This is a genomic window from Hominiventricola aquisgranensis, from assembly GCF_040096225.1.
GTDB classification, from domain to species: Bacteria; Bacillota; Clostridia; order Lachnospirales; family Lachnospiraceae; genus Hominiventricola; species Hominiventricola aquisgranensis.
In genome coordinates this window covers 1-2478 of record NZ_JBBMFC010000065.1, presented here as the reverse complement: position 1 = coordinate 2478, position 2478 = coordinate 1, and the positions used below count along the sequence as shown (strand labels likewise).

General features: G+C 52.0%; 1 rRNA gene. It reads right to left on the bottom strand.

Annotated features, from left to right (window positions below):
- Positions 1–19: 19 nt before the first annotated feature.
- Positions 20–2478 (bottom strand): 23S ribosomal RNA (locus WMO62_RS15695); the annotation flags it as partial.

The following is a 2478-nucleotide window of genomic DNA, read 5'->3' as shown; positions in this document are numbered from 1 at the left end:
AAACCTATCCTAAACCATCTTGGTTAAGCCCTCGACCTATTAGTAACAGTCAGCTCCATGCATTACTGCACTTCCACCTCTGCCCTATCTACCTCGTCGTCTTCAAGGGGTCTTACTAACTTGCGTTATGGGATATCTCATCTTGAGGGGGGCTTCACGCTTAGATGCCTTCAGCGTTTATCCCTTCCCGACTTGGCTACTCGGCCATGCTCTTGGTAGAACAACCGATACACCAGAGGTCAGTCCATCCCGGTCCTCTCGTACTAAGGACAGCTCCTCTCAAATATCCTACGCCCACGCCGGATAGGGACCGAACTGTCTCACGACGTTCTGAACCCAGCTCGCGTACCGCTTTAATGGGCGAACAGCCCAACCCTTGGGACCTACTACAGCCCCAGGATGCGATGAGCCGACATCGAGGTGCCAAACCACTCCGTCGATGTGAACTCTTGGGAGTGATAAGCCTGTTATCCCCAGGGTAGCTTTTATCCGTTGAGCGATGGCATTCCCACTTAATACCACCGGATCACTAAGCCCTACTTTCGTACCTGCTCCACCCGTCGGTGTCACAGTCAAGCTCCCTTCTGCCTTTGCACTCTGCGAATGGTTTCCAACCATTCTGAGGGAACCTTTGGGCGCCTCCGATACCCTTTCGGAGGCGACCGCCCCAGTCAAACTCCCCGCCTGGCATTGTCCACTGCCCGGTTCACGGGCACATGTTAGAAATCCAATACTGCAAGGGTGGTATCCCAACATTGACTCCGCGGCAACTGGCGTCACCGTTTCATAGTCTCCCACCTATCCTGTACATGCAATACCGAATCCCAGTACCAAGCTGGAGTAAAGCTCCATGGGGTCTTTCCGTCCTGGCGCGGGTAACCAGCATCTTCACTGGTACTTCAATTTCACCGGATGCATTGTCGAGACAGTGCTCAAATCATTACGCCTTTCGTGCGGGTCGGAACTTACCCGACAAGGAATTTCGCTACCTTAGGACCGTTATAGTTACGGCCGCCGTTTACTGGGGCTTAAATTCAAAGCTTCGCTTGCGCTAACCTCTCCTCTTAACCTTCCAGCACCGGGCAGGCGTCAGCCCATATACTTCACCTTTCGGTTTTGCATAGACCTGTGTTTTTGCTAAACAGTTGCTTGAGCCATTTCACTGCGGCCCTGCTTTCACAGGGCACCCCTTCTCCCGAAGTTACGGGGTCATTTTGCCGAGTTCCTTAACAATGCTTCTTCCGTCGGCCTTAGGATTCTCTCCTCATCCACCTGTGTCGGTTTACGGTACGGGTACTGTACAAACAATAGCGGCTTTTCTCGACAGCTGGCTCATGCAATTCGCTACTTCATTTCGCTATGCGTCACGCCTTCGGATCGCCACGCGGATTTGCCTACGTGACTCCTACCTCGCTTGCCCCGGTCTTTCCACTCCCGGGTTGCACTCTCCCTCTGTGTCCCCACAGTTCTGTTATACAGCAGTACAGGAATCTCAACCTGTTGTCCATCGACTACGTCTTTCGACCTCGCCTTAGGTCCCGACTTACCCAGAGCAGATCAGCTTTACTCTGGAAACCTTAGATATTCGGCCGAGAGGATTCTCACCTCTCTCTCGCTACTCATTCCGGCATTCTCTCTTCTTAGAAGTCCACAGCTCCTTTCGGTACTGCTTCATCCCGCTAAGAATGCTCCTCTACCAATTAACATTCGTCAATTCCACAGCTTCGGTGTCGTGTTTCAGCCCCGGACATTTTCGGCGCAGGACCTCTCGACCAGTGAGCTATTACGCACTCTTTGAATGTATGGCTGCTTCTGAGCCAACATCCTGGTTGTCTTTGAAATCCCACATCCTTTTCCACTTAACACGTACTTTGGGACCTTAGCCGGTGGTCTGGGCTCTTTCCCTTTTGACTACCCAACTTATCTCGTGCAGTCTGACTCCCGGTCATCATCTGGCTGGCATTCGGAGTTTGATATTCTTCGGTAAGCTTTGACGCCCCCTAGGAAATTCAGTGCTCTACCTCCAGCAGACTAAACCGAGGCTAGCCCTAAAGCTATTTCGAGGAGAACCAGCTATCTCCGGGTTCGATTGGAATTTCTCCCCTACCCACACCTCATCACCACCCTTTTCAACGGATGTGTGTTCGGACCTCCATTGCCTTTTACGGCAACTTCATCCTGGACATGGGTAGATCACCCGGTTTCGGGTCTACTCTGACTGACTTAACTCGCCCTATTAAGACTTGGTTTCCCTTCGGCTCCGGACCTAAAGTCCTTAACCTCGCCAGCCAGCGTAACTCGCCGGACCGTTCTACAAAAAGTACGCGGTTCATCATATAAAGATGTTCCACAGCTTGTAAACACAGGGTTTCAGGTTCTCTTTCACTCCCCTCCCGGGGTTCTTTTCACCGTTCCTTCACAGTACTATGCGCTATCGGTCACTAAGGAGTATTTAGGCTTACGGGGTGGTCCCCGCGT